A 19,260-nucleotide genomic window follows, 5' to 3' on the forward strand; every position below is an offset into this window, starting at 1 on the left:
ATAATATAAAACGGATAAAAGTTTTACACATTATTCCTTTTTCCATTAATATGCACATAACCGGCTATCAGCTGACTAAAAAGCCCAATAAAACAAACTCCAATCCATCCAAAACGTTGGAAACTGACGGTTCCCAGCCATGACCCCAAAGCCCCGCCTAAGAAGTACGATACCATGTAAACAGATGTGATCCGGTTACGTGCTTCTTCACTTAACTGATGAATTCTCGTCTGATTACTGACGTTACAGGACTGAACACCCAAGTCTAGTAAAATAACGCCCACAATCAGTCCGCATAATTGAAATCCCCAAATACCAAATACAATATAGGCAGCAATTATGACAACAATGTTGATTCCCACTGTAAATCTTGCCCCTTTTTTATCAGAAATCTTGCCGGCCCAGGGGGAAAACAATGCACCCACAACGCCAACCAAACCAAATAATCCAGCCACATCAGTTCCCATATGATAAGAAGAACTTTGCAGCAAAAAGGTAAGTGCCGTCCAAAAAGCACTGAATGCTAAAAATACCATGGCTCCAACAACAGAAGCTTCTCTCAATGCAGGAAACTGTCTAATTAATACTATCATGGATTTTAGTGATTCTATGTATTTTATTTTTGAATCTCCATAGCTTTTCGGAAGTATGAAACGCAAAGCCACCCAAAGCAAAAGCATACAAAATGCGGCTATGAAATAGATGTTCTTCCACATCATATATCTTCCAATGAACCCACTGACCACTCGTGAAAGTAGAATTCCGATTAACAATCCACTCATAATGCTCCCAATTATCTTCCCCCTTTCTTTGGGATTGGCCAATTGTGCCGCAAAGGGTATTAAAAGCTGAGGGATAACAGAACAAAACCCAATTCCAAAAGAAGCAAATAATGCGATTGTTATCGTAGGTGAAAAAAATAACAGCAACAGGGATATAGCCGCTCCTAATAACATAGTTAAAACCAGCCTCCGCTTTTCAAGGATGTCTGCTAACGGCAAAATAAGCAATAAGCCTAAGGCGTATCCGATTTGTGTTAAGGTTGCCAGAAGACCGGAATATCCTTGTGTAACATGATAATACTGTGCAATTCCTGCCAGTAGCGGCTGTATGTAGTAAATATTTGCTACCGTCAATCCACTTGCAACCGACATGATTAAAATCAAATGCTTATTTAAAGAAGATGGATTAACGTTATTTTTGTTCTCTGATTCCATGAACCGAACCTCTTTTCCTATTTATTCTTTAAAAAATTTGATTTTAGTATACTAAAGGATTTATACTATTACTAGAGAAGCATTTATAGTAGTATAAAAACTACCTGTTTAGGACTTGGCACATGTTATTTTCCAGCATTTTATAAAAAGGAGAACGTTTCACATGAAAGAGGAACTATCCAGATATAAAGAACTTGGTGATTTTTTAAAAACTCGCAGGGCAAAAATTTCGCCCTTACAAGCAGGACTCCCAGAAGGCTCCCGCCGCAGAACACCCGGACTAAGACGGGAAGAGGTCGCGTCTCTTTCTGGCATCGGGATTACATGGTATACCTGGCTGGAACAGGGAAGAGAAATACAGGTATCGGCACAGGTCTTAGAAAGTTTGTCACGGGTATTCATGCTGAATGAAGAGGAAACGCACCATTTGTATACCCTTGCAAACCAGACTTTACCGACCAATATTCCACCACACAAACAGGTCATCAACCCTATCCTACAACGGATATTGGACAGCCTAACACTTTCTCCTTCTCTGATTCTTGATACTCGGTGGAATGTGATTGCTTGGAACAAAGCCGCCAAAGCCGCTCTAATGGATTTTGAAACCATCAGCATTGAAGATAGAAATTATATCTGGCTGACATTTACAAACCCTCAGTATAAAAAAATGTTTGATCATTGGGAACAGCAGGCCCAGGGGCTGATTGCACGCTTCCGGGCAGAATGTGGCAAGTATATTGAGGACCCTTGGGTGACTGAATTTGTCCGGAAATTAAAGAATGAAAGTCGGGAATTTGAACAATGGTGGTCTATGCATAATGTTGAAAATGAAAAAGAAAGCTATAAGATTTTTAATCACCCAATAGCCGGAAAACTAACTTTTGAACATACCAGCTTTTTTGTAGCAGACAACATAAATCTCAAATTATTTATTAATGCCCCTGCACCGAATACAGATACAAAAATGAAAATAAAAAATTTAATAGATGCTATGCCAGTTTCACTATAAGAGGCTATTTTAATAATTCCTAATCGTTTATTTTGCTATTTTTTATTTTCTGTCTTTACTTAACACCAAACCAAATTGTGAAACAAATTGAGAGATTTGTATTGTCTTTGTCTGGTTATCTGGTTATTTGACTGCCAGCGAAACCGTAACCTGATTGCCCTAGCGGTAGGATGGAGTTTGAAAATGTAAGATTTCAGAAGAAGAAAAAAATTTCATGAGCTTGTAATTGGCTTCATGAATAATATTAGGAAAAGAATTTGCCAAGGTTTGAGAGATAAGCCTGATATTGCACAAAAAATGCGTCTTGACTAAGCTTTAAAAGCTGTATCAAGGTGTATTTTTATGATATAATAGGATTATTTTGTACAAATTGCTATCACAGATTCATTTTGCGACAACCCCTTTTTTTGTTTTATTAGTTTTGGGTATCAATTGGGAAGTAAGTATGACCATGGTTATAAGTATTTAATAAGACCCAAGTTTGTAACATTTTGATGTTTTGGAATTTCAGCCAACAGGAGAAAATATTAATAAGATTTCATTGTTTAAATCTTTTTCTATCTGTTATGTCAAAACTGAGTCTTGTTTTTAATTGATGCAAGTAATAAATCCAAATTAGGTATAGTTTTTGTGTTGCTGGATAAAGAAGTATTCTGAGCGGACAGAGATTGATGTAATTTATATTTGTCAATATCATCCCCTCTATCTTCTAAAATATCTTGAATTCGACTAATTCCTTTATTGAGAGTCTGGGTCATGCCTTTTGTTGATTTTATAACTTTATCAATTTCTGCATAAATATCAGAAGAAATCGTATTAATTTCAAAATCGTTATTCATTGCTTCAAGACTACCTTCCCCCAATACCCTATTAACCGTGCTATTAAAGAAATCACTTTTATATATATCCCATTTATTTATCTTCTTTAATCCCTCCTCTAAATATTTATTACGGGTTTGTTGTGTTTTTGTTATTAAGTTGTCAATATCTCCCATCGTGAATCCAGCCGGTAAACTTTCATTCCCATTTGCAATGTCTTGATATGTTTGAATATCTTTATCATAAGAGATAAGCTGTTCTTTAAAGGATATTAGTTCTTTCTCGTGATCACCGGACAACTTAGAAAGAAATTGAAGACTTCCTGAATAGTATTTTAAAATCTCTACAGGTAAATCTTCTAATGCTCCAGACGTTTTTGTTTTTAAATACGTGTCTATATCTAGTTCACTCATTTTTAATTTATGTTCATAATTCGAATTCTTTTGATTTTTTTCAATGGTTTTACTAGCAACTTTATTCAAAACATTATTTAAAGGTAGTTGTAAACCTGTTTTTTTAAATGAAGTTAATTTATTTATCTTATGTATATTTAAATTTTGTAATATGTTCATATTATTAATTTTACCTTTCGCTTTATCGTTAATACTAATTTACAGAATTATATATCAAGTTTTATACCATAGAAATTTTTGTATAACAAACTTTTACCTCTTTTCAATATGATCATAATAATAAATATAATAAACATATTATTCACGATATAAGTAACATCCGGTCCTATTATACTGGAAATAAAACCGGAATAAAGAATTCCTAACGGAACAAACAGGCTAGAGCTAAATGTTAATAACGCAAAAAAACGGCCTTGAAACTGCAGTGGAGTATGAATTTGAAAATAAGAATTTAATGGCACATTTACACATGTGGTAAAAAATCCAATTAATAACTGTATTATTAGAAATAGAAAAAAATATAAAGTTTTTAAAGGATACAATATGATGGATAATCCACCCGTAATAATCATCAATCCACTATTAATCAAAATAAAATGATACATATAATTTTGTAATTTAATTATACGGTTTTTAAAGATGATGAACCCCGCAATTATCGTTCCTAAAATTGCTGTTGCAGACGTAAATCCAAATAATACATCAGATATTTTATATTTTTGAATTAAAATTCCTGGATTCATTATTTCCTCACTACCACCAACAAAAAAATTCAAAGACATAACTAAAATAAACAGATATAAAATATCTTTATGATTCCGAACAAATTGAATTCCTTCTGTGAGTTCTTTAATCCAATTGGATTTTACAGAGACATCAGATTTACACGACGTGTATTGTATAAAATATTCTAATATGGCAGACGTAACATATAAAATCACCATAATTAATAAAATTATTTTAAATCCCCATAACCCAAAAGTAAGTGTTCCTAATACAGGAGCAATAAGTGATGCAGCATTATCACCAAAACTTTTTATACCATTATATCTTTCTATGGTTTCCAATGAAACAATTTCCGAAAAAAACACTTTAGATGCTATCTCAAAAATATTAGAGACAATATTTATTATTATAGTAACTGTTAATAAAACCCCCAAATAAACATTATTAATATTGTAAGTGACAAATAATACAAAATATAAGAATCCTGTAAACAGATCACACAGAATAATAATATTTTTCCTATTAAACCTATCCACGAATAATCCTAATAATGGTGTCACAATAATTGCCGGTACTGTAGACAATGTAAAAAAAACACCTGACCAAGCTAAACTTCCCGAGCTTTTTAAAATAAATAATGGTAAAACTATAAGGTAAAAAGCCACTCCGAACTTAGAAGTCACTCTTCCCATAATTAACAAAATAATATTCTTTTTATAGTTTCTATCTCCCCCCATACGCTTACTCCTTGATCCAATATTCAGAGCAAGAATCCGTTCTTTCTAAAAAACCATATTCAATTAATAACCGCCGAATATATGGAAAATCGCTGTAAATCTTTTTTAACACATTATTTACTTCAATTTCACTATAATGTATACCTGGTGAAAAGTTACTTGCAATTTCCCTTAGTATTACGATTTTTCCCTTTTCTTTAGCAGGAAACTGTTTGATACAGCCATTTTGATCTATATATCTTGCGATCATTTTTTTCTTTTCCTCAACAGTGACATTGTAACGATCATCAATCATTGTAGCGGTTTTATGGGCATCATAAAATTGAGATGATGGTTTTTCCGATTTCATAAAGTCCTCCTTTTTTTTAAATAGATCCATAGCAGCCAAAAATAATTTAGCTTGTTTCTCATACTCATGTAACTTATACCGATGATTTCTCACAGTAGAGCAGGAGATACCTTTTATTTCACTAATTTCTTTATCAGATTTCCCCTCTGCCATTAATTTTAGTATAGATTGCTGTGTAGATGAAATGCCTAAAAAATTCGGATTCATATTCAGTAGATAATCTAACATGGAGCCATGCTTTTCCTCATTATGAATTTTCATCATTTTATACGCATCGTATAAATGATTATTATGCTGAAATATTTCTCCTTTCGTAAAGGTTTCATTGCATATCAGACAGTATACAAAATTATCATTTTCGTAAAAGCCGTTTGTTAACTCTTCTTGTGTCACTTGCCATAACGACTTTCTTTCATCGTGGTCTCTCATCTTATCCGGGCCCCTTTTTAGTAATTTTTCATTTCTACTTTTTTCTGCACTTATGAATACTACTATACTACCTATTACATTTATGAACTTGCATGTAATTATATACCTTTTATCCGTTTATGTCTATATATATGCAAACAAATATATTATTCGTTTGCATATTACAAATTCAAAACTACATTTAGTAATAAAGCATAAGCTGTAATTCGGATTTTATTGTGTCTATATAAGTAAACGGTAGTCCATAGGTACCTCGCTTCTAGCCAGTTTTTTTGAGATAATGTCCTTATCTTTAAAAAACTACGAGTTTTACGGAGGTACCTGGTCTATGGATAAAATCACACATGAAATGCGACTTTCTAAATGGACAACGATTGTTCGTGAATGCAACAATCGTGGCATACCTAAAAAAGAATGGTGTGCGGCCAATGGAGTTCATAACAAACAGTTCTTCTACTGGCAGCGACGTGTCAGAGAAGAAGTTTTTCAAGAAGTAAAAAACATTGTTCCTCTAGAGACAAATTTTGCACAATTGGGGAACAGGCAATTCGTGGCTTTTGCGTAGGCAAAGCCAACTGGCATCTGATTGATACCGTGCATGGAGCCAAAGCCAGTGCCATTATTTATAGTATTGCAGAGACCGCCAAGGCGAATAATCTAAAACCTTATAATTACTTCGAGTATCTGTTGAGTGAGATTCCAAAACATCAGGATGATACAAACTTGGACTTTATGAAGGGCTTATTACCATGGTCAGACTTACTTCCCGATGAATGCCGAAAACCAATGAAATAGAAAAAACATACGCCGCCAGAAATGGCGGTATTTAATTTCAAGGTATGCATGGACTACCGTTTACGTTTTAATCCTATTAACTCGACCCTACGGAATTTCAGCCGTGGATATGTTCGCTTCTTGCCGTATAATGAAAAATCCGAAAGCCGAAGTTTAAACTCCAGCTCTCGGAGAGTCCTTATTTCAAGCCTTTTTTACACACTATTTATCCACCCTTGACATCAATACCACGCACTCAACGGTATTACCAAAAACCCACAAAGCTCCAGACAGCTATATCAATGTATCTGTGGACTTTGGAAACAGCGTTGGTATGATACCACTTAATAGTATAATTGAAAAAGCAGAGGCATACAAGCCAAAACAGAGAATTACTTACAAGCTGATAAAGGAATATATCCTTGAAAAATACAGCTTCAAAGTCCACACGGCATATATTGCCGAAGTAAAACGTGGATTGGGTTTGCAAATGTACGATGCTCCCAATGCTGTTGAAACACTAAAGCAACCAAGAAAACACCCCACTCCTATTCAAGTAGATGCCATTAAAGATGCATTAACTTATTTTGAAGTAATACAAAACTAAATATGGATATGAAATTGCTTCTTATTATATAAGGGGCAATTTTTTATACCCAAAATCGAAAGGAGGAAAACAGTTGAATGCAAAAGTAATTGCCGTTGCCATGCAAAAAGGCGGTGTCGGCAAAACAACGACTTGTGCCAATTTGGGCATAGGGCTTGCACAGGAGGGCAAAAAAGTCTTGATTGTAGACAGCGACCCACAAGGCTCACTGTCTATCAGTTTAGGACACGCACAGCCCGACAATTTACCTACAACCCTTGCAACCGTTATGGGCAAGGTCATCACCGATACCCCACTGGAACACAAGGAGGGTATCCTATCCCACCCCGAGGGAGTGGACTTGCTCCCTGCCAACATTGAGCTATCCGGCATGGAGGTATCCCTCATCAATGCCATGAGCAGAGAGACAATCCTCAAACAATATCTTGATACAGTGAAAAAGGACTATCAATATATCCTGCTTGATACGCAGCCCTCTCTTGGTATGCTCACCGTCAATGCACTGGCGGCGGCAGACAGCGTAATTATTCCCGTACAGGCTCAGTATCTCCCTGCAAAAGGCTTGGAACAGCTTTTACAGACTATAAACAAGGTACGCAAGCAGATTAATCCCAAGCTGCAAATAGACGGTATTCTACTGACGATGGTGGATAACCGCACCAACTTTGCAAAAGACATCAGCACCCTGCTCCGTGATACCTACGGCGGTAAAATCAAGGTGTTCGCAACGGACATTCCTCATTCAGTACGAGCCGCCGAGATTAGTGCCGAGGGCAAAAGTATTTTTGCCCATGACCCCAAAGGCAAGGTTGCAGAAAGCTACCGAGAACTGACAAAGGAGGTGTTGAAGATTGAAAAGCTCCGCCAAAAACATAAATCTGACATCGGTAGATGATTTGTTTTCCACCGAAGAAAGCAGAGCCGATGCAGGCAGGGAAAAGGTTATGGAGATAGCCTTGACAGAGCTGTTTCCGTTCAAAGACCACCCATTTAAGGTAAAAGACGATGAAGCAATGGCAAACACCGCCGAGAGTATCAAGGGATATGGTGTGCTTGTTCCTGCAATCGCCCGTCCCCGTGACGAGGGCGGCTATGAACTTGTAGCAGGACACCGCAGGCACAGGGCAAGCGAACTGGCAGGACTGGAAACTATGCCCGTCATTGTCCGTAACCTTGACGATGATGCCGCCACTATTATTATGGTGGACAGTAACTTGCAAAGAGAAAATATCCTTCCAAGTGAACGAGCCTTTGCATATAAATTAAAGTTAGATGCCATCAAACGGCAAGGGGAACGGACAGATTTAACTTCTCGCCAAGTTGGCGAGAAGTTGTTGAGCGTGGAAGAACTTGCAAAAAATGCTCCTGACAGTCAACGACAAATACACCGCTTTATTCGCCTTACCGAGCTTATCCCCGAACTGCTTGATATGGTAGACGATAAGAAAATCGCCTTTAACCCTGCTGTTGAGCTGTCTTACCTAAAGCCCGAGGAACAAACCAATTTGCTTGAAGCAATGGATATGGAACAGGCAACCCCCTCTCTTTCACAGGCACAGCGGCTTAAAAAGTTTAGTGCCGAGGGAAAATGTACCCTTGAAGCCATGTGTGCCATTATGAGCGAGGAAAAGAAAGGTGAACTGGACAAGGTTACGCTTTCGAGCGATAAGCTCAGAAAGTATTTCCCCAAGTCCTACACACCGCAGAAAATGGAGGAAACTATCCTCAAATTACTAGAAACGTGGCATAAAAAACGCACTCAAAGCCAAGAGCGATAAGGCAAAACAGCACTGAAAGGAAGTGAGGAAATGGCTGTGTGCAGAATAGAAAAAACAAAGGATTACACCGTCATGGCAAACCACCATTTACGCAATAAAGGCTTGTCGCTCAAAGCAAAAGGCTTGTTATCCCTTATGCTGTCGCTCCCCGAGGATTGGGATTACACCGTAAAGGGGCTTGCCTATATCTGCAAAGACGGCATAGACAGTATTAACGGGGCGATTAAGGAGCTTGAAACCACAGGATATATGCACCGTCAGCGTGTCAGAAATGACCGAGGACAGCTCACCACTACGGAATATACAATCCGTGAGTATCCTCAAAACATGGGCGGTGACACATTCCCTGCCGAGGGCTTGCCTGCACAGGAAAGCCCTATACTGGAAAATCCAATACAGGCTATGCCAATACAGGAAGAACCCCACCAATTAAATACTTATCTACAAACTATTGATAAATCAAAAAAAGATTTATTCATTACTGAAACATCAAATCCTTATCAATCAAATCCCTACGGGAGCAAGAAAACGGGATATGATGAGAGAGGATGTGAAACTTACGAAGAAGTAAAAGAAATGGTCTATGAGAATATTGAATACAGGCATTTTAAGCAGCACGGCGGTATCGGTATGCGTGAGCGTTTAGATGAAATAGCCGATATCATCATCGAAACCCTGTGTTCTAAAAAGGACACCATAAACATTGCCGGTGATGATTACCCTGCAAGGCTTGTGAAAGACAAGATGCTGAGAATTACCTCGTCCCACATTGAGTATGTGTTTGACTGCTTAAATAAAAATACCACCTATGTGCGGAACATCAAGCGGTATTTGCTTGCAACCCTTTTTAATGCGCCATCTACCATAGATAACTACTACTCCGCTTTAGTCAATCACGATTTATACAGTCCTAACCGTTAAGGCACTTTGTAAAGAAATTTGCAGAGTGTCTTTTTTCATGCAAAAAAAATGAAAGGAGAATCTCAAAATGAGAAAACCAATGGCTTATATTACCGCGGCTTGGAGCAATAACGAATTTGAAGTAACCGAAACGGCGGCTAACTATTGTAGAAAGCTCTATGAAGCAGGCTACACCCCAATTTGTCCACCACTTTATCTTCCCCTGTTCCTGTGTGACGAAGTGCCGCAGGAGCATAAGGACGGAATTGATATGGCAAGGGATATTCTACGCCGTGCGAGAGTGCTTGTGGTGTGCGGCAGTATCGTAGATGAAAATGTGAAAAATGACATTGCTATCGCCCAAAGGCTGAATATCACCGCAACTACCCTTGAGGGTATTTTAACCGTTAAGGGGCAAGGCAGAGAGGAATAATGACCGTAGGAAAACCGTGAAAGGAGGGATTTTTCATGCAGGAAGAAGTGGAACAAAAAACCGTTGCCCTTGTCATCAGTGCAGGCAAGCTCACAGGCAGAGAGCTGAAAAAAGCAATGCTAAAACTGCTTGCACATTTGAAAGACAAAAAAGCCCACCCCAATATCCCGCAGGGAAAACAATCGGTAAAACAGCTTGCCGAGCAAGGTCAAGGTATGAACAGTATTGAAATCACCGACCAAAACATCAAAGATTTTGAGCGTGTGGCAAAAAAGTATGGTGTGGACTTTGCTGTTATGAAAGATAAGCACGAAGTACCGCCGAAATATGTGGTCTTTTTCAAAGGCAAAGATGCCGATGCCATTACCAATGCCTTTAAGGAATATACCGCAGATATAGTGAAAAAGGCGGCTAGACCGTCTGTGCTTGCAGAGCTTAGAAAGTTGGCTCAGATTGTGAAAAACACCGTTGTGGATAAGGTGAAACATAAAAATAAGGAGCAGAGCCTATGAGTAAAAAGATGAAAAAGCTCCTTATCCTTAACATTCCCTACCTTGTGTTGGGGCTGCTGTTTACAAAGCTGCTTGAAGCATGGCGGCACACAAACGGTGTTGATTTAGGGCAAAAGATACTGAATTTGGGCGAGGGCTTATCGAGAGCTTTTGCAGTACCGTTTCCGTCCTTTTATCCCACCGACTTACTCATCGGGCTTGCCATCAGTGCATTACTAAAGCTGATAATCTATATTCGCAGTAAAAATGCAAAAAAGTACCGTAAAGGTGTGGAGTATGGCTCTGCAAGGTGGGGCAACGCAAAAGACATTGAGCCGTATGTAGACCCCACATTCCAAAACAATGTAATCCTCACCCAAACGGAACGGCTGACCATGAACAACCGCCCCAAAGACCCAAAAACGGCACGAAATAAAAATGTGCTGATTGTGGGCGGTTCGGGCAGTGGGAAAACAAGATTTTGGCTCAAACCAAACCTCATGCAATGCCACAGCTCCTATGTAGTAACTGACCCAAAGGGCAGTATCGTCATTGAGTGCGGTAAGCTCCTGCTCCGTGAGGGCTATAAGGTGAAAATCCTCAACACTATCAATTTCAAGAAATCCATGCACTATAACCCTTTTGCCTACATCAGAAGTGAAAAGGATATTTTAAAGCTCGTTACTACCTTGATTGCCAACACCAAAGGCGAGGGTAAGGCAGGCGATGATTTTTGGGTGAAAGCAGAAACACTGCTCTACACCGCCCTTATCGCCTATATCTATTATGAAGCCCCCGAAGATGAGCAGAACTTCACAACGCTGATTGAGTTTATCAATGCCAGTGAAGTCCGTGAGGACGATGAGGAATTTAAGAACAATGTGGATTTGATGTTTGATAGGCTCGAGGAAAAAGACCCTCAGCACTTTGCCGTAAGGCAATATAAGAAGTACAAATTAGCCGCAGGCAAAACAGCGAAGTCGATTTTAATTAGCTGTGGTGCAAGGCTCGCTCCCTTTGATATTAAAGAGCTTAGAGAGCTGACCGCTTATGATGAACTGGAACTGGATACCCTCGGAGATAGGAAAACAGCACTCTTTATTATCATCAGTGATACCGATGCGACATTCAATTTCCTTGTATCCATGTGCTACACGCAGTTATTTAACTTGCTTTGTGATAAAGCAGATGATGTGTACGGCGGTCGCTTACCTGTTCATGTGCGGTGTTTGATTGATGAGTGTGCCAATATCGGGCAGATACCAAACCTTGAGAAGCTCATGGCAACCATTCGCAGTCGTGAAATCTCAGCTTGCCTTGTTTTGCAGGCACAGAGCCAGTTAAAAGCACTCTACAAAGACAACTCCGATACCATTATCGGCAACTGTGACAGCATGATTTTCCTTGGTGGCAAGGAAAAAACCACCCTCAAGGATTTGACTGAAACCCTCGGCAAAGAAACCATTGATATGTTCAATACCTCCGACACTCGAGGTAGCCAACGCAGTTACGGTATCAACTATCAGCGGCTTGGAAAAGAACTCATGTCAATGGACGAACTATCCGTTATGGACGGTGGCAAGTGCATTTTACAGCTCAGAGGTGTTCGCCCCTTTTTCAGTGACAAATACGATATTACAAACCACCCAAAATACATGTATCTATCTGACTTTGACAAGAAAAACGTCTTTGACATTGAGAAGTTTTTATCCGTAAAGCTGAAATTTAAACCAAACGATGTATATGAGGTTTTTGATGTAAGTGAAAAAAATAAAAATGGTAGATTTAAGTAAGAATAATGTGTATAATGGTAGGTAATGTAAATTATTGTTTGAAGTTTAATTTGTTTTGCGCTCCCCTATTGTTGGTGAGCTTGGGGCGTAAAATTTATACAGATATGCCCTCGCACCTAATAATGGGCTGAGGGTATATTTTCTATGTTGGTGTGAAAAATGTCGTTGTATTGAGAAAAATAGCATTTCGTAGTATAATTATGGATAGAAAGAAAATTAGAAAATGTATTGTAATAATAGTAGCGCGAGGGCTCATGTGAAAAGGAGGAGCGTTTTTATTGGAAAAGCAGAAAAAAATCTATCAATTCAAAAGTAGTCGACTTTGGAAAGATAGTATTGCGATTGGTTTTGCAATTTTCGGTGGTGTATCTGCCATAATGGGGATTTTGGGAGTTTCTTTTACTGATATATTTGATAATATGTTTATAAGTCTCGTGTCCACCATATTGGCTCTTTTATGTTCATATTTAGCTGCTGTTGTATTTTTGTGGTGGAATACACGAGACAGTGTTACTATGAAAATCAGAGGAATCAAGGTTACAATTCGTCAAGGTGATATTTTTAAACAAAATGGGTGGAAAGTTATTGGGGTTGATGATACTTTTAGCTCATCAGAGGAAGATGCAATAATTTCACATTCATCTCTCCATGGGCAACTAATAAAACAACTTAAAGAAAGTGAAGAGCTTGAAGCATTCAAGGATTTCATTTCAAACTTCAACGGCAATGTTTCGCTTGGCTATGTAATTCCATATAAAGATTTTATATTATTAGCCTTAACACATTTAAATAACGAGAATGAAGCACACATTGATAACTTAAATTACGAAAGTATTATGCGCAAAATGTGGCAGGAAATAGGGCGAGTTTATTCTGGAAAACCGATTTACTTGCCAATCTTAGGCGATGGTATAACTCGTTTTGATGGAGTGTCTGAAAAACCATCTCCATTTGAGCTACTAAAGTGTATGCTTTGTACATTAAAAACAAGCAATGTTCAGCTAAAAGCACCTATTACTATTGTTGTTTACGATAGGATAAACGAAATCAGTCTTTATAATTTGAAAAAATTTATTGCTTAAGGTAATAAAAAGGAGGATGAATATGAACCGTACAGGAAATTATTGTGCATTTTATGTAAAGGAACCATTTAGTGAAACAAATCTTGGAGCTAATACTGCTCACGATTTCTGCTACTACAACACCTTAAGGATGTGGAAAGGCAAAGATTCTACTTTCCCATTTGTTGATTCACACAACAAAAATTATAGTGTCCGTGATGGTAGCAGTTGGGAAACCTTGCGAGACCGCCTGAGAGAGCGTCTACGTGGGTCAAAGAATATTATTTTGTTTTTGAGTTCAAATACTATTGAAAGCAAAGCATTGAAGGAAGAGCTTGAATATGGAATGAATACGCAAAGCCTACCAGTTATAGTTATTTATCCGGCTTATAATGAGAAAACGGATATTGCTAATAGCGAGGGAATAAAGCAAAGTATAAAAAATCTATGGGATAAAGTGCCAACATTTAAAAAGTACATGTCGGGTGTCGCAACAATACATGTTCCTATGAAACAATCGCTGATTACATCAGCCCTTAAGGATGAGGATGTTATGGTTAACACTATGAAGAAAGGAACTTTCTTTTATAAAATACAGTAATTCCCATACGTTTACATGATTTAAGTTGTTCATTATGTTTACATAAAAAGCACAGATATACCCTCTTTTCTATTACGGAATGGAGGGTATATTTCTTTGCCCCTTTTTAAACGTAAATGGTAAATAACCCGTCCAGGTCAATAAGTTCGCCGCCCGATTGGGGCGGCGGTATATTTACCGTGTTTTTAGTTTTCTACATCGATCTGGCAATTCATCTGACCAAGGCATTAATTCTGCCAGTTTGTTTTCTGGAACATTATTCCTTGGATAGTGCATTAACTGTTCTAGCAGATATGAGAAGTACTCATACGGTTTAAGATTATTCGCTTTTGCTGTTTCAGCAATACTATATAAGGCAGCACTAGCCTCTGCGCCGTTCTTCGAATCGATGATGTGCCAGCTGTGTTTACCAACACAGAATGAACGGACACTTCTTTCTGCATCATTGTTATCAAGAGGTATTTCCGGATCCTCCAGAAATACTCTTAAAAACTGTTCCTGATGGATGGAATAATTAAGAGCACCTGCCAGTTTCGAACTTTTATCCAGTCCCGTTTTACCGGCATACTCTTTTACCCACTCAAAATAAGCATCCACAAGAGGCTTGACTGAGTTTTTTCTATGATCCAGCCTTTCCTCATCGAATGATTTTTCATACATATGATCTACATGATAGATTGCAGCAATTCTTTTTACTGCTTCAGCAGCTATTTTCTGTCCAGATGTGGAAGGGCCGTTTTTTCCACTGGCTTTTACAATCTCAGCGAATCGTCTTCTCGCATGAGACCAGCATCCGGCAACCTTCAGATCATCAGACCGTTCTTTCGCCAGGGTGTGATATACCTGATAACCATCTGTCACAAGAGTCCCTTTGTATCCTTTTAGGAATTCTCTTGGAGCGGCAGTTCCTCTCGTTCCTGGATACTCGTAAAGGAAAACCGGTGGTTTTTCTGAACTGCCAGGTGAATGGTAGACCCACATGTACTGCTTGCTTTTCTCCGGCATTACAAAGGGGGTCTCGTCACAGTGTATATGATGGCTTTTCATAATCTCTGCCTTCATCATGTCACGTACCGGGCCAAGATAGTATTGATAAATACGGATCAGCCAGCCGGCCATGTCTTGTCTTGGAATGTTAACATCATTTCTTAAAAACTCTTCAGAAAGCCGGTTTAATGGTACTGCATTGACATATTTGGCGTTAATGATGGCGCCTGCCAGTTCCGGGGTAAGGATGCTGTGACTTAATAGACGCAGAGGAACCTCTGCGCGAAGAATCCCGCCGGTATCATGATTTCCGGCATATACTTTGATGTGATGCTCCAGTACTTCGAAGTGAGCCGGTACATACTTTAGCTCTTTGTATATTTCATCTGGCAGATAATGCCAGCCCCTTGGGAAATGTTCTGAGAGCTCTTTTTCCGTACGTTCATGTGAAACGACGATAGTATCGATATCCTTCAGATTAATATCACGCTTTCCCTTGGAACGAGGCTTGCGCTTACGAACAAGGACTGTTTCCATATCCAGTTCTTCGGAAATTCCATTCTCAGTCAGTGACTCAGCCTCATTGAAGATACACAGATTTTCAAAGTCAAAAGATAATTGCCCTTCTGTCGGCAGAGTCTTCTCAGATTTCCTGCCAAACCGATTCTGTGTAAGAATGGAGATTTGTTCCTTCATACTTTCAACTTGATGGAGCATCTGCTCATTCTGCTTTTGAATGGTAGTATTCTGCTCCGAAATAAGCTGGAAACTTTCATGCAGCTGCAAGTATAGCATAACAATCATATCTTTAGAGAGATTATTCAGTTCATCCTTAGTAATAGTAATCTTTTCCATAGGATTATTATACCATGAAAAGCTCTGAAATTCAGTATATTTCTGGTGTTTTTTAGCTTTAGGATAAAGGATTTAGCTGTCAAGATACTTTGTATAGTCGGGAGTTAATAGATCTCCGGTTTTATCTTGGATATCCTCCTTTTCTGCTCAATGGAAAGCCCCTCCATCAGCCATCGGAATTGCTGGTGGGTAATTGATTGTGCTTCCTGGGTACTGCGTGGCCAGTTTAGATGACCGTTTGTTAGTCTCTTATATAAAAGCAGCCAGCCGTCACCCTCATACAAAAGTGCTTTCATCCGGTCTGTTTTTCTTCCGCAAAACAGGTAAATACTTCCGGGTTCCGTTGGATCAAGCCCAAAAGAGCCACTGATGATAGCTGCCAGTCCATCCACCCCTCGGCGCAGATCCACATATCCAGTACAGATATAAATGTGCTTAAAACCAGCAGCATCATTAAGCATTACGAACCACCTTCAGCACTCTGGAGAGAAGTTCCATTGGAGTTGATTCACTAACTCCCAATATAGTATTTCCAATAGCAATGGTCATTTGATAAGTAGAAAGATTTTCACTTATTGAAACAGGAACAGTTTTTTCCTGGAGAGTCGGCAGTTCAACAAAGCTGTTATGTATCAGAGCAGCTTCTTTTACTTTTCTTAGCCAGTAGTAATAGGCATGACGTGATAGCTGGTGCTGTTCACAGTATTCATTGACGTTCAGACCACTTTGACAACGGTCTTTAATAATTCTGGTCCACTCACTGAGTCGGATCTGGTTGGTTGCAAGTCTTGTGTCCATGTGGAGTTCCTCCTTGAGTTCTGTGTGAAAGTTTGTTAGAAACTTTTTCAACTTTACACCATTATCTCAATTTTATGAGGAATCCAAAAGTAGACGAGTTATTTACCATTTACTTTTAAACTCATCACTTGACAATGTTGCAATGAGCTTATGAGCATAGATGAGCTATCTGTCATGGACGGTGGGAAATGTATTTTACAGCTTAGAGGTGTTCGCCCCTTTTTCAGCGATAAGTACGATATTACAAAGCACCCGAAATACAAATACCCTCGGACTTCGATAAGAAAAATGCCTTTGACATTGAGAAATTCTTATCCACCAAACTAAAGCTCAAAGGGAACGATGTGTACGAGGTTTATGATTTAAGCAAGAAGGAAGAAACAACCGAGCCACCGCCCTCAGACGGGCAATAAACACTACCGTTCAAGGTGGTGTTTTTTATATACACAAGCCACACGCAAAGGAGGTGTTGCCTATGATTGTGGCTCTTTAACGCTGTCAGTGAACAGCGTTTTTTTATTGCCAAAACACAAACCAACAAATACAAAATTAAAGGAGAAAAACACTATGGAATTTTTTAATCAAGCAGTAGTCGCATTGCAGACACTCGTTATCGCCCTTGGAGCAGGACTTGGCATTTGGGGAGTTATCAATCTCCTTGAGGGGTACGGCAACGATAACCCCGGTGCTAAATCACAGGGTATGAAGCAGCTCATGGCAGGCGGTGGCGTAGCACTGATTGGCATGACCCTTGTACCACTTCTCAGCGGATTGTTTTAAGATAACAGCCGATGGATTTTATCATTGATGCAATCAACGAGTGGATAACCAATCTGCTCGTTGACGGCATTATGGGTAATCTAACGGGCTTGTTCGATAACATCAATTCAGAAGTATCAAGGATTGCCGGAGATGTGGGAAAAACACCGTCACAATGGAATGGCGGTGTTTTCTCCATGATTGAGAACTTATCGGACACCGTTATCATGCCCATAGCCGGAATAATTCTGACCTTTGTGATGTGCTACGAGCTGATACAAATGGTCATTGACAGAAACAATATGCACGACTTTCCACCCTCGGACATTTTCAAGTGGATGATGAAAACCTTTATTGCTGTGGTACTTGTAACAAATACATTCCCCATTATGATGGGCATATTTGATGTGGCACAGTCGGTTATATCCAATGCGGCAGGAGTGATTATCGGAGATACCGCAGTAGGAGTTGAAACCTTAGATGCCTTGCGTGAGAGCTTGCTACAAATGGATATAGGCTCACTCTTGGGGCTGTATCTGCAAAGTTTCTTTATGGGGATAATCATGTGGGCATTATCCGTTTGCATTTTCATTATCGTGTATGGAAGAATGCTTGAAATCTACCTCATGACTTCTCTTGGAGCAATCCCCATTGCTACAATATCAAGCAAGGAGTGGAACATGGGAAACAACTACCTCAAAGCTCTGCTTGCCCTCGCATTTCAAGGTTTTTTGATTATGGTGTGCGTTGGCATTTATGCAGTGCTTATTCAGTCCATTGCAACAGGCGCTGACCCTATAAAAGCGATTTGGACTTGCATGATGTACACAGTGCTGCTCTGCTTCTCCCTCTTTAAGACAGGTACATTGGCAAAGAGCATCTTTTCAGCTCATTAAAATTAACAGATTTTGACTATATGTGGGGTGATTTAAATGCTATACTGTAAAAAAGGAGATGAACAAATGGAGCAAAGAAAAAGATTGGGAGGTAATAACGGAGCAGGATATTATACCTCATGGGAAAAATTCAAAAACAATGGCTGTATATATTGCGGTAGTCCTGCTACCACAAGAGAACATATACCATCTAAAGCATTTTTAGTTGACCCTTATCCAGAAAATTTACCAACAATTCCTGCTTGTTTTGAGTGCAATAATGGGTATTCTGAGGATGAAAAATATCTCGCTTGCTTTTTAGATGTGTTGAAAAGCCAAGTGTATGACGATTGTCCTCAACATAAACAGACCATTGTGAGGATTGAGAAGGATAAAAAGCTACAAGAAACGCTTAGAAAACAGATACAAAAAAATGATGGCAAAGTGTATTATGACCCCGATGAAGAACGAATACTTCGTATACTGTTCAAACTCGCAAGATGTCATGCAGGCTTTGAATTTGACCATGTAAACCTTGATGATGTCAAAGCGAAAATATGGTATGATTTTGCATTCAACATTTCAGATGAAGCGGCACTGAGTTTTAACGAAATTCCCGAAATGAATAAAGCTCCTGAAGTTGGGTCAAGAGGTGTGTTCGTGCCTTTCATAGCCCAAAATATAGAAACTGGAGAGGTCATGGCTCTTGCCTTTTGGAATGATGTCCAAGACAACCAATATCGTTATCAAGTATCTCTTAATGCTGAAGGTGGGATAACAGTAAAACTTGTGATATTTGAGTTCCTATATTGCGAAGTAATATTTGATTAAAAATTATGGCATTGC

Annotated in this window: 20 protein-coding genes and 3 pseudogenes; 16 read left to right on the plus strand and 7 right to left on the minus strand. The window is 38.8% G+C overall.

The window, feature by feature from the left end; all coding sequences use genetic code 11:
- Positions 1-23 precede the first annotated feature (23 nt).
- Complete coding sequence (locus VIG27_RS15640) at positions 24-1,217, minus strand: MFS transporter (protein WP_394523504.1); 1,194 nt, start codon at positions 1,215-1,217, stop codon at positions 24-26.
- Between the two features lie 163 nt (positions 1,218-1,380).
- Here VIG27_RS15640 and VIG27_RS15645 point away from each other — a divergent pair, with 163 nt between their 5' ends.
- On the plus strand, positions 1,381-2,229 hold the full coding sequence (locus tag VIG27_RS15645; protein ID WP_394523505.1) for a helix-turn-helix transcriptional regulator: 849 nt from the start codon (positions 1,381-1,383) through the stop codon (positions 2,227-2,229).
- A 569-nt stretch (positions 2,230-2,798) separates the two neighbouring features.
- Here VIG27_RS15645 and VIG27_RS15650 read toward each other — a convergent pair.
- Genes VIG27_RS15650 through VIG27_RS15660 form a run of 3 tightly spaced genes read right to left on the minus strand, consistent with a single transcriptional unit; the run spans position 2,799 to position 5,702 of the window.
- Positions 2,799-3,620, minus strand: coding sequence for a hypothetical protein (locus tag VIG27_RS15650; RefSeq protein ID WP_394523506.1), 822 nt, complete (start codon positions 3,618-3,620; stop codon positions 2,799-2,801).
- Between the two features lie 47 nt (positions 3,621-3,667).
- Positions 3,668-4,924 carry an MFS transporter gene (locus VIG27_RS15655; protein WP_394523508.1) on the minus strand — a complete coding sequence of 419 codons (1,257 nt, stop codon included), beginning with the start codon at positions 4,922-4,924 and terminating at the stop codon, positions 3,668-3,670.
- A gap of 4 nt (positions 4,925-4,928) precedes the next feature.
- Entirely contained in the window at positions 4,929-5,702 is a 774-nt protein-coding gene (locus VIG27_RS15660; protein WP_394523509.1) for a DUF2087 domain-containing protein, read from the minus strand.
- A 349-nt stretch (positions 5,703-6,051) separates the two neighbouring features.
- Between VIG27_RS15660 and tnpA (VIG27_RS15665) the strand changes: the two genes are divergently transcribed.
- The 11 genes and pseudogenes from tnpA (VIG27_RS15665) (at position 6,052) to VIG27_RS15715 (ending at position 14,140) form a co-directional block, all read left to right on the plus strand.
- A complete protein-coding gene (gene tnpA, locus VIG27_RS15665) occupies positions 6,052-6,267 on the plus strand; it encodes an IS66 family insertion sequence element accessory protein TnpA (RefSeq protein WP_394527621.1) in 216 nt (71 codons plus the stop codon).
- A pseudogene (locus VIG27_RS15670) lies at positions 6,240-6,497 on the plus strand (transposase domain-containing protein); the annotation flags it as partial. The gene tnpA (VIG27_RS15665) and the pseudogene VIG27_RS15670, both read left to right, overlap by 28 nt.
- A gap of 238 nt (positions 6,498-6,735) precedes the next feature.
- Positions 6,736-7,083: pseudogene (locus tag VIG27_RS15675) on the plus strand (23S rRNA (uracil-5-)-methyltransferase RumA); the annotation flags it as partial.
- Positions 7,084-7,156: 73 nt separating this feature from the next.
- Positions 7,157-7,978, plus strand: coding sequence for a ParA family protein (locus VIG27_RS15680; RefSeq protein ID WP_394523512.1), 822 nt, complete (start codon positions 7,157-7,159; stop codon positions 7,976-7,978).
- Positions 7,935-8,861 (plus strand): ParB/RepB/Spo0J family partition protein, encoded by a 927-nt coding sequence (locus VIG27_RS15685; protein ID WP_394523513.1) that lies wholly within the window; start codon positions 7,935-7,937, stop codon positions 8,859-8,861. Before VIG27_RS15680 ends, VIG27_RS15685 begins: the two co-directional genes overlap by 44 nt.
- A 30-nt stretch (positions 8,862-8,891) precedes the next feature.
- A complete protein-coding gene (locus tag VIG27_RS15690; RefSeq protein WP_394523514.1) occupies positions 8,892-9,782 on the plus strand; it encodes a DUF6017 domain-containing protein in 891 nt (296 codons plus the stop codon).
- A gap of 67 nt (positions 9,783-9,849) precedes the next feature.
- The gene (locus tag VIG27_RS15695) at positions 9,850-10,194 is read left to right on the plus strand and encodes a hypothetical protein (RefSeq protein ID WP_394523515.1); all 345 of its coding nucleotides are present in this window, start codon (positions 9,850-9,852) and stop codon (positions 10,192-10,194) included.
- 35 nt (positions 10,195-10,229) lie between these two features.
- A complete protein-coding gene (locus VIG27_RS15700; protein ID WP_377144099.1) occupies positions 10,230-10,706 on the plus strand; it encodes a PcfB family protein in 477 nt (158 codons plus the stop codon).
- Positions 10,703-12,478, plus strand: coding sequence for a VirD4-like conjugal transfer protein, CD1115 family (locus VIG27_RS15705; RefSeq protein WP_394523518.1), 1,776 nt, complete (start codon positions 10,703-10,705; stop codon positions 12,476-12,478). The genes VIG27_RS15700 and VIG27_RS15705 overlap by 4 nt, the downstream gene beginning before the upstream one ends.
- Positions 12,479-12,756: 278 nt before the next feature.
- Complete coding sequence (locus VIG27_RS15710; RefSeq protein WP_377144093.1) at positions 12,757-13,560, plus strand: macro domain-containing protein; 804 nt, start codon at positions 12,757-12,759, stop codon at positions 13,558-13,560.
- 22 nt (positions 13,561-13,582) lie between these two features.
- The gene (locus tag VIG27_RS15715) at positions 13,583-14,140 is read left to right on the plus strand and encodes a TIR domain-containing protein (RefSeq protein WP_394523522.1); all 558 of its coding nucleotides are present in this window, start codon (positions 13,583-13,585) and stop codon (positions 14,138-14,140) included.
- Between the two features lie 174 nt (positions 14,141-14,314).
- On the opposite strand, the gene tnpC is transcribed toward VIG27_RS15715, so the two are convergent.
- The 3 genes from tnpC to tnpA (VIG27_RS15730) form a co-directional block, all read right to left on the minus strand.
- Entirely contained in the window at positions 14,315-15,982 is a 1,668-nt protein-coding gene (gene tnpC / locus VIG27_RS15720; RefSeq protein ID WP_394523524.1) for an IS66 family transposase, read from the minus strand.
- A 104-nt stretch (positions 15,983-16,086) separates the two neighbouring features.
- Positions 16,087-16,443: an IS66 family insertion sequence element accessory protein TnpB gene (tnpB, locus tag VIG27_RS15725; RefSeq protein WP_394523525.1), complete on the minus strand. Its 357-nt coding sequence runs from the start codon at positions 16,441-16,443 to the stop codon at positions 16,087-16,089.
- Complete coding sequence (gene tnpA / locus VIG27_RS15730; protein ID WP_394522700.1) at positions 16,436-16,780, minus strand: IS66 family insertion sequence element accessory protein TnpA; 345 nt, start codon at positions 16,778-16,780, stop codon at positions 16,436-16,438. Before tnpA (VIG27_RS15730) ends, tnpB begins: the two co-directional genes overlap by 8 nt.
- A 144-nt stretch (positions 16,781-16,924) precedes the next feature.
- Between tnpA (VIG27_RS15730) and VIG27_RS15735 the strand changes: the two are divergent.
- The 4 genes and pseudogenes from VIG27_RS15735 to VIG27_RS15750 all read left to right on the plus strand — a co-directional run.
- Positions 16,925-17,095, plus strand: a pseudogene (locus VIG27_RS15735) (type IV secretion system protein VirD4); the annotation flags it as partial.
- A 252-nt stretch (positions 17,096-17,347) separates the two neighbouring features.
- A complete protein-coding gene (locus VIG27_RS15740) occupies positions 17,348-17,560 on the plus strand; it encodes a Maff2 family mobile element protein (RefSeq protein WP_367732832.1) in 213 nt (70 codons plus the stop codon).
- An 11-nt stretch (positions 17,561-17,571) separates the two neighbouring features.
- Entirely contained in the window at positions 17,572-18,435 is an 864-nt protein-coding gene (locus tag VIG27_RS15745) for a VirB6/TrbL-like conjugal transfer protein, CD1112 family (protein ID WP_394523526.1), read from the plus strand.
- A gap of 66 nt (positions 18,436-18,501) precedes the next feature.
- Positions 18,502-19,245, plus strand: coding sequence for a hypothetical protein (locus VIG27_RS15750; protein ID WP_394523528.1), 744 nt, complete (start codon positions 18,502-18,504; stop codon positions 19,243-19,245).
- Positions 19,246-19,260: the final 15 nt, after the last annotated feature.

This window comes from Lacrimispora sinapis, from assembly GCF_043633585.1.
GTDB classification, from domain to species: Bacteria; Bacillota; Clostridia; order Lachnospirales; family Lachnospiraceae; genus Lacrimispora; species Lacrimispora sinapis.